Annotated in this window: 8 protein-coding genes, 10 tRNA genes, 1 rRNA gene and 1 pseudogene (1 of these 20 running past the window's edge); 1 reads left to right on the forward strand and 19 read right to left on the reverse strand. The window is 48.3% G+C overall.

Annotated elements, in window-relative coordinates; translation table 11 throughout:
• Nucleotides 1-45: 45 nt before the first annotated feature.
• From EL268_RS28900 to sigW, 7 genes and pseudogenes are all read right to left on the reverse strand, one after another.
• The gene (locus EL268_RS28900) at nt 46-399 is read right to left on the reverse strand and encodes a helix-turn-helix domain-containing protein (RefSeq protein ID WP_232030146.1); all 354 of its coding nucleotides are present in this window, start codon (nt 397-399) and stop codon (nt 46-48) included.
• Between the two features lie 182 nt (nt 400-581).
• Nucleotides 582-2414, reverse strand: a complete 1833-nt coding sequence (gene glmS, locus EL268_RS28905) for a glutamine--fructose-6-phosphate transaminase (isomerizing) (RefSeq protein WP_106657439.1) — start codon at nt 2412-2414, stop codon at nt 582-584.
• 482 nt (nt 2415-2896) lie between these two features.
• Nucleotides 2897-4243: a phosphoglucosamine mutase gene (gene glmM, locus EL268_RS28910; RefSeq protein WP_106657440.1), complete on the reverse strand. Its 1347-nt coding sequence runs from the start codon at nt 4241-4243 to the stop codon at nt 2897-2899.
• Nucleotides 4244-4286: 43 nt separating this feature from the next.
• The gene (locus EL268_RS28915; protein ID WP_106657441.1) at nt 4287-5534 is read right to left on the reverse strand and encodes a CdaR family protein; all 1248 of its coding nucleotides are present in this window, start codon (nt 5532-5534) and stop codon (nt 4287-4289) included.
• Nucleotides 5527-6351, reverse strand: coding sequence for a diadenylate cyclase CdaA (gene cdaA, locus EL268_RS28920; RefSeq protein WP_007725283.1), 825 nt, complete (start codon nt 6349-6351; stop codon nt 5527-5529). Before cdaA ends, EL268_RS28915 begins: the two co-directional genes overlap by 8 nt.
• 105 nt (nt 6352-6456) lie before the next feature.
• On the reverse strand, nt 6457-7080 hold the full coding sequence (locus tag EL268_RS28925) for a zf-HC2 domain-containing protein (RefSeq protein WP_106657442.1): 624 nt from the start codon (nt 7078-7080) through the stop codon (nt 6457-6459).
• 17 nt (nt 7081-7097) lie between these two features.
• Nucleotides 7098-7661: pseudogene (gene sigW / locus EL268_RS28930) on the reverse strand (RNA polymerase sigma factor SigW).
• Between the two features lie 170 nt (nt 7662-7831).
• Here sigW and EL268_RS28935 point away from each other — a divergent pair.
• Nucleotides 7832-7990, forward strand: coding sequence for an aspartyl-phosphate phosphatase Spo0E family protein (locus EL268_RS28935; RefSeq protein ID WP_007725277.1), 159 nt, complete (start codon nt 7832-7834; stop codon nt 7988-7990).
• Between the two features lie 93 nt (nt 7991-8083).
• Here the strand turns inward: EL268_RS28935 and rocF are convergent, their stop codons facing one another.
• The 12 genes from rocF to EL268_RS28995 all read right to left on the reverse strand — a co-directional run.
• The gene (gene rocF, locus EL268_RS28940; protein WP_012684013.1) at nt 8084-8980 is read right to left on the reverse strand and encodes an arginase; all 897 of its coding nucleotides are present in this window, start codon (nt 8978-8980) and stop codon (nt 8084-8086) included.
• 169 nt (nt 8981-9149) lie between these two features.
• Nucleotides 9150-9223, reverse strand: a tRNA-Gly gene (locus EL268_RS28945).
• A 10-nt stretch (nt 9224-9233) separates the two neighbouring features.
• Nucleotides 9234-9310 (reverse strand) — tRNA-Pro (locus EL268_RS28950).
• Nucleotides 9311-9342: 32 nt separating this feature from the next.
• Nucleotides 9343-9416 (reverse strand) — tRNA-Arg (locus EL268_RS28955).
• A 20-nt stretch (nt 9417-9436) separates the two neighbouring features.
• Nucleotides 9437-9512, reverse strand: a tRNA-Lys gene (locus tag EL268_RS28960).
• 6 nt (nt 9513-9518) lie between these two features.
• A tRNA-Gln gene (locus EL268_RS28965) sits at nt 9519-9593 on the reverse strand.
• A gap of 20 nt (nt 9594-9613) precedes the next feature.
• Nucleotides 9614-9698 (reverse strand) — tRNA-Tyr (locus tag EL268_RS28970).
• 8 nt (nt 9699-9706) lie between these two features.
• Nucleotides 9707-9782 (reverse strand) — tRNA-Val (locus EL268_RS28975).
• Between the two features lie 86 nt (nt 9783-9868).
• Nucleotides 9869-9942, reverse strand: a tRNA-Glu gene (locus EL268_RS28980).
• A gap of 19 nt (nt 9943-9961) precedes the next feature.
• Nucleotides 9962-10037: transfer RNA gene (locus tag EL268_RS28985), tRNA-Thr, on the reverse strand.
• Nucleotides 10038-10043: 6 nt separating this feature from the next.
• Nucleotides 10044-10119, reverse strand: a tRNA-Asn gene (locus EL268_RS28990).
• A gap of 53 nt (nt 10120-10172) precedes the next feature.
• Nucleotides 10173-11508, reverse strand: a 23S ribosomal RNA gene (locus EL268_RS28995); it runs 1593 nt beyond the window's last position.

An 11508-nucleotide genomic window follows, 5' to 3' on the forward strand; every position in this document is an offset into this window, starting at 1 on the left:
TTAGTTTATTGCTATTTCATTCTATTACCTTACTTTCATACAATTTTATGATTCATATCTCTTTATTTTTAATCGTATAAAATCAATAATTTCTTCTTGGTCCTTAGCTTTAAGTTTTCTAAACTCCGATATCAAGTCTCCCTCTAATTTACTAATATTGTGTACATGAAATACCCCTCCGTCATCACGTAAGGAGTCGTTTGTAATTCCAAATAGTAACCATTCAATGTTCACATCAAATTGGGTAACCAAAGCCAGTATTGTATCAACTGATGGTTTATATTTATCTTGCTCCCATTCACTTAGAGTAGCTTGCGATATTCCGATTTGATTAGAGAAGGTGGCCTGGTTCACCTTTTTCGTCTTTCTTATCATTTTTATTCGGCTACCTATCGTCAAATTAGAATCACCTCAATATAGAATAAAAGCCCCGATGATTATTAACTCCATCATCGGGACTAAACTAAGCAGTTTCACACTTTTTTTATTGGTTTCACAGATTTTTTACTAGTTGCACACTTTCTTTACTGGTTGCACAGTTTTTTATCAGGTAACAACAACAAATTAAAATATAATCTACCCTACTCAACCGTCACACTCTTCGCCAAGTTCCGTGGTTTATCCACATCAAGGCCGCGAGCGACAGAAGCGTAGTAAGCAAGCAATTGCAATGGAATGACGGTCAGAATCGGTGTGAGCATTGGCAGAGTGGCTGGCATGTAAATGACCTCGTCCACACTCTTCGCCAGGTCGTGGTTGCCTTCAGTCGCAAAGCCCAGTACATGAGCGCCGCGAGCTTTTACTTCCACGATGTTGCTTACCGTTTTTTCGTAGATGTCTGGTTGCGTAGCCAAAGCTACAACTGGAACATTATCTTCAATCAGCGCAAGAGTACCGTGCTTCAGCTCACCAGCTGGATACGCCTCGGAATGGATGTAGGAGATTTCTTTCAGCTTCAGAGAGCCTTCCAGCGATACCGCATAATCGAGGCTGCGGCCGATGAAGAACAGGCTGCTTACCTCTTTTGTGCCCTCCGCAAAGCGACGAATTTGATCATCGTCATTCAGCATGGAAGCGATTTTCCCAGGGATCTCGCTCAGGTGCTCAACGACTTCAGCAATCTCAGCAGCCGCCATGGTGCCTTTTACTTGAGCCAAATACAGGCTGAACAAGTACAGGGCAACAACTTGGGAGGTGTATGCTTTTGTGGATGCTACCGCTACTTCCGGACCTGCCCACGTAAAGATCACTTCGTCCGCTTCACGAGCTACGGAGCTGCCTACCACGTTGGTGATAGCCAATACCTTCACGTTGCTCTTCTTCGCCTCACGCAGCGCAGCCAGCGTGTCTGCTGTCTCACCAGATTGACTGATGACGATCATCAGTGTCTTGTCTGTGTAGATCGGATCACGGTAACGGAACTCAGAAGCGACTGCTACCTCTACAGGTACGCGAGTCCATTTTTCGATGACATCCTTACCGACGAGACCAGCGTGCATGGAAGTACCGCATGCCACGATGTAGATGCGATCGTATGCCGCCAGCTCCGCATCGCTCATTTTCAGCTCAGGCAAAATCACTCGCTTGTTGTCCTCGTCAATGCGGGCACCCATGGTATCGCGAACAGCTTGAGGCTGCTCGTGCATTTCCTTGAGCATGAAGGAATCATATCCGCCTTTTTCCGCTTGTACCAGATCCCACTCAACATGGAACAGTTCCCGCTCGATTTTCTCGCCGGTCTCTGCGTTCATCAGTTCCACACCATCGCGAGTCAACACAGCCATTTCGCCTTCGTTCAAAATGTACACGTCACGTGTATGCTCCAAAATAGCCGGGATATCCGAACCGATAAAGCTCTCGCCTTGACCCACACCCACTACCAACGGGCTAGCCAAACGAATCGCTACCAGCTTATCTGGTTCGTGCTCCGTCATGATTCCCAATGCATAGGCACCACGCATGCGTTGAACAGCACGACGCGCTGTAGAAACGATATCGCCATCGTACATGTCAGCGAGCAAGTGAGCGATAACCTCGGTATCTGTCTCAGAAGTGAACGTGTAGCCTTTTGCCAGCAGCTCTTCTTTCAATGGCAGGAAGTTTTCGATAATCCCGTTGTGAACGACTGCAAAAGCCGATTTCTCGTCTGTATGTGGGTGGGAGTTCTCGTCAGACGGTTTTCCATGTGTCGCCCAACGTGTATGCCCGATTCCCATAGAACCAGTCAATGGCTTCGACTCCAAACGGCTCTCCAGAACAGCCAAACGGCCTTGCGCTTTTGAGTAATCCAAGCCGTTTTCGTTCACGACAGCGACCCCTGCTGAATCATAGCCGCGATACTCCAGCTTGCGAAGTCCTCCGATCACGATGTCTTGCGCTTGTTTATTTCCAATATATCCAACGATTCCGCACATAAGTGTATGGTCCCCTTCCAAATTGGCGAGGGACTTCGACCCGAATGATGGTACGGGGGTGAGTCCCCCGCCATTCCATGTTTTTTATAGGTTCACTTTGTTTCATCTATTTCGGCAATGGCAAAAATACGTATCACACGCAAGGTTTTGTCCATCAGATCACCCTGATGTTTTGTCCCTGCGCTCTGCGGCAGTGATACTGCTGCCGGGAGGTATCCGCCGAATCCTTCGATAAACCTCCACCTCGTCCACTGGGCTCCATGTCGGGCAGCCTCAGTGCTGGCGCTTTCCAATGGTATGCATTTGATTTACGATGCTTGTTCTTTCTTACACAATCCCCCCATTTTTTTCTATCTCGGTGCTTGTGCACATGAACACTGTACCACAGATTGTGGAGAGCGACAATATCTCGTCGTCGTATTTTAGTTGTATGCAAAAGGGAGCGGCATCGAAACCGCTCCCTGCAACTTTTTACACTAATTTTACACCAGTTCTTGTTTGACCACGTCAACGATCCGATTCACGAGCCCATCCAACTGAGCCGCATCTGGACCTTCTGCCATGACACGTACGATTGGCTCTGTTCCGGACGGACGAACCAGAACGCGACCATTGCCAGCCAAATCTTCTTCCACTTCACGAATCGCCTGCGCAATGGCTTCATTGCCATTCAGCTTTGACTTGTCCTCTACACGGACATTGATCAGAAGCTGCGGATACTTGACCATCACTTGTTTGAGCTCGGACAACGGCTTGCCAGACTCCTTGATGATGTTCAAGAGCTGCAGACCCGTTAACAGACCGTCTCCAGTCGTATTGTAGTCCAGGAAGACGATATGACCGGACTGTTCGCCACCGAGATTATAGCCGCCGCGCAGCATCTCTTCTACTACATAGCGATCCCCTACAGCAGTCTTCGTCGTATTGATGGAGCACTCCTCCATCCCTTTGAAGAAGCCCATGTTGGCCATTACTGTCGTGACAACTGTATTGTTGTTGAGCTTTCCTTTTGCCTTGAGCGCTCGTGCACAGATCGCCATAATATAGTCGCCGTCGATAATTTCACCATTATTATCCACTGCAATGCAGCGATCCGCGTCCCCATCAAAGGAAAGACCCAGGTCAGCTTTATGCTTCAAAACTTCTTCTACAAGACGTTCAGGATGCGTTGAACCGCACTGGTCATTGATGTTGATTCCATTCGGATTCGCACCAATCGTGATCACTTCAGCGTCCACATCCGCAAACAGACGAGCTGCCAATGATGAGACAGCACCATTTGCACAGTCCAGGACTACCTTCAGACCGTCAAATCGCTCAGATACGGTACTCTTCAAGTGAGAGAGGTACTTTTGTCCACCCTCCAGGAATTCCAGAACCGTCCCGATTTGTTCGCCTGTTGGTCGAGGCATGGTATCCTCTGCCGCGTCCAAATACTGTTCTACTTCAGCTTCCACTTCGTCGGACAGTTTAAAACCGTTGCTGCCGAAGAACTTGATTCCGTTATCCGGAAACGGATTGTGAGAGGCGGAGATCATAACACCCGCATCTGCACCAAGTGCACGTGTGAGATACGCTACCCCCGAGGTGGAGATAACACCCAATCTGACCACTTCTGCTCCAACCGATAACAGTCCAGCCAAAAGTGCGTTTTCCAGCATTTGTCCGGAAATGCGCGTATCGCGCCCAATCACCACTTTTGGTTTCCCTTCCTGCTTGTGTCTGGTGAGAACGTAACCACCAACGCGTCCGATTTTAAATGCCAGTTCGGGTGTCAGTTGTGTATTTGCTACACCGCGTACACCGTCTGTTCCGAAATACTTCCCCATGATTGTCCCTCATTTCCTTCCTTGTGCACACAACAGCTTATGTCTACCTTTGCTTGTTCGTGATTTGAATTGTGACCTTTTTCGGTGCGCTCGCAGAAGTCTTGATATACTCCGACTGATTGAAGATGTAATTCAATGGTACTTCGTATACACCCGCCGGCATATTGCTGACATCTGCTACGACCTGCAAGTCTTCATGACTCAACTGATTCAGCACTTCTGGTGCGCCGATCACGTCGAAGTCGATTGTAGACATCTCCTGGCCATCGGTGGATAGTACCTTTGCTTCCATGCTTTCTGATAGCCCGCTAATGCGAATCGGAATCTTTTCCAAGCGCTTGGTCGTTGATGGAACGACTTTCAGCGATACGGTCAAATACTCCGGCTCCACCTTCACGATATTATCCATTAACGGTATCTTTAGCTCTATATCGCGATCTGATGTAATGTTGCCGAGATCGATTTCCGGCCCTGGGTATGTGTTGGATTTAATGCCATCAATGACTTCCTTCGGTCCATAGACCGTGACCTCTTCCACATTCATACCCATACTAGCCAAACTATAGCCATTCGGCAATTCATTCGTCAAGTTTAATTTGATTGGCACTTTGGCAAACGGACTCGTTACGGGAATGCTTACTTCTACCGTAAGTGGCACCACATCGGCCCCTTGAATCACGTTTCCAGACTTGTCCACGACTTTGAGCGGAACCGTTGTTTTGATTGCGGAAGTAGCCCCTTCCAGGTCAACCGAAGCCTTAACTGCTGCTACCTTGTTCACTTGGCTTTCAGGTACCCTTACAAGCGCTCTAAACGGCTTCACAATAGGCTCTCCAGCCGTGTAACCAGGAGCGACCTGTCCCAATTTCTCCACGGAAACCTCACGCTCAACGGTCTTTTTCTCTTCCAAGGTAATTTCCACGATATTCGGGATAATCCCTACCTTGACTTCATCCGGGAATCCCTTGTACTGGACAGGTACGCGATGTGTTCCTTTGCCCAGGTTTGTCGCATCGACATACACTTCCCACGATTCCTCTGGGAAGAAATTATGTCGATAAAAAGGATTATTGCTTTCCAAGGCTACCTTTACCGTGCGTTGCTGCTTGACCACCTGATAGCGATCGGTATCGTATTTCACATGCAAATTGACACTATCAATAAAAGTTGGCTGACTTGCCTCAGGAGTCGTCGTTTGTTCGGCTTCCAGATTGACAATCATCCACGTCATGATAGCCAAAAGCAACGCAACAGCACGTGCAAACCAGTGACTGTTTAACCATTTATCCATGTTTTCGCCTCCATTGCCAACGACTTCCCATGGATTTGCCTTTGGACAGAGGCTGAAGCTGTTCTGTCAGCATCTCTGCCAGTTGCGCCTCCGTCAGATTGCGATTCATTGCTCCATGCGCGGCAAAGGACACCTGACCAGTCTCTTCGGATACGATGATCGCAATGCCATCGGAAACCTCACTTAACCCTATTGCCGCTCGATGGCGCGTCCCCAATTCCTTGGAGATGGAATTGTTTTCAGACAGTGGAAGATAACAGGCAGCAGCCATAATCATGTCTTTTCGCATAATGACTGCACCATCATGCAACGGTGTATTCGGGATGAAAATATTAATCAACAGCTCCGAGCTGACTCGCCCGTTAATGCCAATACCCGTTTCCACGTAGTCATTTAGACCCGTCTCTCTCTCAATGACGATCAATGCACCAATACGACGTTTGGCCATGTACGTAACCGATTTGCCCACCTCTTGAACCAAGCGGCTAACCGCCTCGTCATCCTGCGTACTGCTTGAACGGGAAAAAAGCTTGCCTCGACCAAGCTGCTCCAGTGCTCGACGCAACTCCGGCTGGAAGATGATGACGACCGCCAAAACCCCGAATGTAAAAGCTTGATTCATCAGCGCATGCAGTGCCGTCAGCTGAAAATATTTACTGAGGAACCATGTGATGACGATAACCATAATCCCCTTCAGCAATTGTACAGCGCGCGTCCCGCGAATAAGCATAATGATTTTATAGAACACGTATGTAACGAGTAAAATATCCGTTGCATACCGTAGCAAATCCCCATAATCCATGGATATCGATATCATAACGAAGCCCCCATATCTCGCTCCATCTAATGAAGTCAGTCTATCTCCTGCGGAAAAAGCACGGCTCCACTGCCGTGCTCTGATAGCTGTACTCTCTATTTTCTCTTATGGCAAGATCGGAAGCAAGTCATTTCCAATATTTTTCACCTCATACCAAATCCAATCTACGATTGCTTCGATCGATTCGGTATTTCCCACGACTTGGGCGGTAGATGCCACAAACACTTTTCCTTCAATAGCCACAACATTCCCTGTTACATGGCCTTGAACATCTACGTTTCCGTTGCGGACTACCAAGTCTCCATTAATATTGGTTCCTGCTGGTACGACTACGACATTGCGTTCACGATCTATTTTTAATTTATCCAAATTAGCAGAAGATACCTGTAGAGTGTCATCCCGATCAAACCAACTGTTGAATACGCTACCGGTCATCAAAAAGAGAAATACCGCTGCAGCTGTCAAAAACGGATGATTACGAAGCCATCCCGATAACAGATTCGCTTTCGTCGGCGCAGGCAATTGCGCAAGTACACGAGCTGTAAAATCAGAAGAGACATGAATATGTGAAGCGCTTTGAACAAAAGCGATGGCTCTCTGCAACTCATGCATATGCTGGCGACAATTCACACAAGACTTTATGTGTGTTTGCAATTGCAGATTGGCTAATTCATCAGTGTCCCCATCTAGATATTCGTGGATGAGGCAAATCATATCCCGGCATTCCATCGTGATTTTCTCCTTTCTCACATCAATCGCAACTTGCTGCGTAATGCTTCCCTTCCTCGGTGAATACGCGTCTTGATTGTCGTTATGGGAAGCTTTACGATATCGCTGATCTCCTGCAACGACAAATCCTCGATATAACGCAAGATCATAATCGAGCGATATTTGGGCTGTAAATGAGACAAAGCATCTTGCACCGTCTCCTGCAGCTCCTATGTTACGACTTTGTCCTCCGGTGTTCGCTCGTTAGAAGACAGGCGTGAATACCAGTCCAGGCCTTGCCCTGGTTCGGTTTCTTCATCCAATGAAAAGTCAGGTCGTTTTTTCCGGCCACGGTCGATACATAGATTGGTCGCGATCCTGTAGATCCACGTGGAGAACTTATAGCTGTCATCGTATGAATGCAAATTGGCATAGACACGCAAAAACGTTTCTTGCGCGATGTCCTCCGCATCCTGACGGTTTCCCACCATACGATATGCGAGCTGAAATATCTTGTCTTTATAAATCTCGATTAACTCCGCAAAAGCTTCACGGTCTCCGCGTTTTGCCCGCTGAGTCAACCGTTTCTCTACAAAATCCATGCGATCCTCCCCACAATACCGTAATCCTATATACGGATGATACTGCATATGGTTTCATTTTTAATTCTGTGTTTGTGCAGATAATTTGTTGGGAAATAGAGGAATAAGCGTATGGCTTTCCTCTATATATAAGTAATGATAGCTCATTTATCTCACGGGTGGAAAGGAGAGTGCAACGATTGTCAAAAAAAGACGTTCTCCTCGAGATTGAAATGCTGCGAAAAGAACTCAACGATCAGTACAAAAAACAAGCCTGCATTACTCCAGAATTAGTTACGCTAAGTGTACAACTGGACCAGCTATTAAATAAACTTCGTCTCCATCCTTAGAATGTACCGCTTTCCCCTATCAATGTAAAGATGCGGTAAAACAAAAAAAGAGGGCCAAGTGCCTCTCTTTTTTCATGATATCCTTCGAATATTCTACAGTAATTTATCACCAAAAACGGAACTCATTAAAGCAACTGCAACGCGAGCTGTCATGTTTTCTCTGTCAAGAATCGGGTTGACCTCTACGAATTCTGCAGAACAAAGAATATCTGCATCTGCCAGCATTTCCAATGAGACATGCCCTTCACGATAGGAGATACCACCTATTACTGGCGTCCCTACTCCCGGAGCATCGTGTGGATCAAGTCCATCCAAGTCGAGGCTCAAATGCACACCATCTGTGTTTTTGGACACATGCGCGATTGCTTCATCCATGACTCTAGCCATACCCAATTTATCAATCTCATGCATGGTGAAAACCTTCATCCCAATACGCTTGATCAATTCACGCTCACCTTGATCCAAGTCACGCGCACCGATGATGACCACGTTTTCTGCTTTTACCTTTGGTGTATATCCCCCAATGTTCGTCAGACGCTCATGCCCATACCCCAAGCTCGCTGCCAATGGCATTCCGTGAATATTTCCCGATGGAGAAGTGGCACCTGTATTCAAATCACCGTGAGCATCAAACCAAATCACACCCAGGTTTTTTACGTGCTTAGCCACACCTGCTATGGTTCCAAGGGCAATGCTGTGATCGCCACCCAAAACGAGAGGGAATCGACCAGCAGTCATGATATCGCTTACAACATTGGCAAGCTTTTCATTGGCTTCCACGACTTCATCCAGGTATTTATGGTTTTCCGTCTCGGTGAAGTGGTGAGGACGCGTTACAAAAATATCTCCTCGGTCTTCAATATTGAAACCCATCTTCTCCAGGCGTGCTACAACACCTGCATAACGGATAGCGCTAGGTCCCATATCAACTCCGCGGCGGTCTGCACCTAGATCCATCGGTACACCAACAATGCTCATGTTTTTGTTCATAGAAGTGCCACCCTTTCCTTCGTTCACATTTTCTACTCTTATATTGTAGCCCCGGAAAGCAAAATGACTCAACTCGACATGATTTTGCATAAATAACCTGTCGGACAAGCTTTGTCAAAAACACAAAAAAACGAGCAACCATTTCGGTTTCTCGTTTCTAGTAAGCATATGGAGCGGGTGATGGGAATCGAACCCACGCGACCAGCTTGGAAGGCTGGAGTTCTACCATTGAACTACACCCGCATATAAAAAATGGTCGGGAAGACAGGATTCGAACCTGCGACCCCTTGGTCCCAAGCCAAGTACTCTACCAAGCTGAGCTACTTCCCGATAATATTACTTCATCTTTTGAGATAAAGAAGCGTGCCCTGAGAGATTCGAACTCCCGACCTTTTGATTCGTAGTCAAACGCTCTATCCAGCTGAGCTAAGGGCACATATTATGATTTTGAAAAACTGGTGAGCCATGAAGGACTCGAACCTTCGACCCTCTGATTAAAAGTCAGATGCTCTACCAACTGAGCTAATGGCTCGCAAAATGGCTGGGGTACTAGGATTTGAACCTAGGAATGACGGAGTCAAAGTCCGTTGCCTTACCGCTTGGCTATACCCCAACAACCCGCAAAATAAAAAATGGTGGGGAGAGACGGATTCGAACCGCCGAACCCGGAGGGAGCAGATTTACAGTCTGCCGTGTTTAGCCACTTCACTATCTCCCCATTTTTTATGGTGGAGGCTGACGGGATCGAACCGCCGACCCTCTGCTTGTAAGGCAGATGCTCTCCCAGCTGAGCTAAGCCTCCAAATCCCTGACAAAGTGACGAGTATGCTTCTTAGCATACTCTGAGAACTTTGCAGGCACCTTAACAGTGGTTAAGGTATTTTTAGGTGACCCGTAGGGGATTCGAACCCCTGAATGACAGCGTGAAAGGCTGCTGTGTTAAACCGCTTCACCAACGGGCCATTTTCATGAGATTACTTCTGGTGCTCCCGACAGGAATCGAACCTGCGACCTCTTCCTTACCATGGAAACGCTCTACCGACTGAGCTACAGGAGCATTATATGGCTCCTCGGGACGGACTCGAACCGCCGACCGATCGGTTAACAGCCGATTGCTCTACCAACTGAGCTACCGAGGAACGTTGAAGGATTTATTCCTTCAAAACTGAATACGCATGATTGCTAAGAATGTGTGGATAAGTCCTCGACCGATTAGTATTCGTCAGCTCCACGCGTTACCGCGCTTCCACACCGAACCTATCAACCTCATCGTCTATGAGGGGTCTTACCAGCTTGCGCTGTGGGAAGTCTCATCTTGGAGGGGGCTTCACGCTTAGATGCTTTCAGCGCTTATCCCGTCCGCACATAGCTACCCAGCTGTGCCACTGGCGTGACAACTGGTGCACCAGCGGTGCGTCCATCCCGGTCCTCTCGTACTAAGGACAGCTCTCCTCAAACTTCCTACGCCCGCGACAGATAGGGACCGAACTGTCTCACGACGTTCTGAACCCAGCTCGCGTACCGCTTTAATGGGCGAACAGCCCAACCCTTGGGACCTACTTCAGCCCCAGGATGCGATGAGCCGACATCGAGGTGCCAAACCTCCCCGTCGATGTGGACTCTTGGGGGAGATAAGCCTGTTATCCCCAGGGTAGCTTTTATCCGTTGAGCGATGGCCCTTCCATGCGGAACCACCGGATCACTAAGCCCGACTTTCGTCCCTGCTCGACTTGTAGGTCTCGCAGTCAAGCTCCCTTCTGCCTTTACACTCTACGAATGATTTCCGACCATTCTGAGGGAACCTTTGGGCGCCTCCGTTACCTTTTAGGAGGCGACCGCCCCAGTCAAACTGCCCACCTGGCATGGTCCTCTCGCCCGATAAGGGCGACGAGTTAGAAACTCCGTACATCAAGGGTGGTATCCCACCGACAGCTCCACAGAGGCTGGCGCCCCTGCTTCTCAGCTTCCCACCTATCCTGTACATGATGCACAAAGTTCCAATACCAGGCTACAGTAAAGCTCCATGGGGTCTTTCCGTCTTGTCGCGGGTAACCTGCATCTTCACAGGTATTATGATTTCACCGGGTCTCTTGCCGAGACAGCGCCCAAGTCGTTACGCCTTTCGTGCGGGTCGGAACTTACCCGACAAGGAATTTCGCTACCTTAGGACCGTTATAGTTACGGCCGCCGTTTACTGGGGCTTCGGTTCAAAGCTTCGCTTGCGCTAACTCATCCCCTTAACCTTCCAGCACCGGGCAGGCGTCAGCCCCTATACTTCGCCTTGCGGCTTCGCAGAGACCTGTGTTTTTGCTAAACAGTCGCTTGGGCCTTTTCACTGCGGCCCCCTCGGGCTATTAACCCTACCGAGGCGCCCCTTCTCCCGAAGTTACGGGGCCATTTTGCCGAGTTCCTTAGCAAGAGTTATCCCGCGCACCTTAGGATTCTCTCCTCGCCTACCTGTGTCGGTTTGCGGTACGGGCACCTTGTTCCTCGCTAGACGCTTTTCTTGGCAGTGTGAAATCAGGGAC

Source organism: Brevibacillus brevis, assembly GCF_900637055.1.
Classification (GTDB): Bacteria; Bacillota; Bacilli; order Brevibacillales; family Brevibacillaceae; genus Brevibacillus; species Brevibacillus brevis.

Bases quoted from the DNA above. Each gene is read 5' to 3' on its own strand.
- glmS (WP_106657439.1), bottom strand. From the start codon at position 2,414: ATGTGCGGAATCGTTGGATATATTGGAAATAAACAAGCGCAAGACATC.
- glmM (WP_106657440.1), bottom strand. From the start codon at position 4,243: ATGGGGAAGTATTTCGGAACAGACGGTGTACGCGGTGTAGCAAATACA.
- EL268_RS28915 (WP_106657441.1), bottom strand. From the start codon at position 5,534: ATGGATAAATGGTTAAACAGTCACTGGTTTGCACGTGCTGTTGCGTTG.
- cdaA (WP_007725283.1), bottom strand. From the start codon at position 6,351: ATGATATCGATATCCATGGATTATGGGGATTTGCTACGGTATGCAACG.
- EL268_RS28925 (WP_106657442.1), bottom strand. From the start codon at position 7,080: ATGGAATGCCGGGATATGATTTGCCTCATCCACGAATATCTAGATGGG.
- rocF (WP_012684013.1), bottom strand. From the start codon at position 8,980: ATGAACAAAAACATGAGCATTGTTGGTGTACCGATGGATCTAGGTGCA.